This is a genomic window from Rhizobium sp. MHM7A, from assembly GCF_005862215.1.
Taxonomy (GTDB): domain Bacteria; phylum Pseudomonadota; class Alphaproteobacteria; order Rhizobiales; family Rhizobiaceae; genus Rhizobium; species Rhizobium bangladeshense.
Map to the genome: position 1 here is coordinate 1 of NZ_VCHT01000075.1, position 773 is coordinate 773.

The 773-nt window shown below is 63.9% G+C and carries 1 protein-coding gene; it reads right to left on the bottom strand.

Going from position 1 to position 773, the window contains the following annotated elements:
* The coding region (locus FFR93_RS40450; RefSeq protein ID WP_138397232.1) for a DUF4082 domain-containing protein at positions 1-773 on the bottom strand (773 nt) is incomplete at both ends.

Sequence of the window (773 nt, forward strand, 5' to 3'; positions counted from 1 at the left end):
GTGAAGGAGAAGGCGGAGCCGACGGTGGCGTTCTGGCCAGCCGTCTGGACGGCGAGCACCGGCGCGTCGTTGGCGCCGTGGATGGTGATGGTGAGGTTTGCCGTGGCGGTAGCGCCTGAAGTATCGCGCATCGTATAGCTGAAGACATCGCTCAGCGTGTTGGTCGACTGGCGCAGCGCCTGCACGGCGGCATTGGACTCATTGACGGCATAACTATAGGCGCCGGATGCATTGAGCACGAGACTGCCATAGGTGCCGTTCAGGGCTGCGCCGAGCGTGCCCGATGTCGTGCCGAAGCGGACCGCCGTCACCGTCTTGGTATCGCCGGCATCCGGATCGGTGTCGTTGGTCAAGACGTTGCCGCTGGCGACTACGCCGCCCGAGCCGTTGGCCACACCGCCCTTCTCCGTCGCATCGCCGGCATCGGCAACCGCCGTTGGTGTCGTGTTCGGGGACGAGGGACGGAAAACCACATCGGCAAAATAGTTGGCAGCATTATAGGTGGCATTCGGGAAAATGCCCGTGGTGGCGGACCCGCCATAACGGTAGACACCATTGCCGCCGGCGGCAGCGCTCGACGGAGCTGTCAACGGACCGCTGGTGACGGCGGTCGTATAGAAATTGTTGGTCGCCACATAGGCGCCTGTTGTGTGGTAGGAGGCGACATAGGTGGTGTTGGCGGCGATGGTGACGGGCGTTGCAAAGTTCACCGTCTGCCAGCCGCTCGCCGTGGTGTTGCTGAAGGTGGCGGTGGCGAGCCTGGTGCCGGTGGA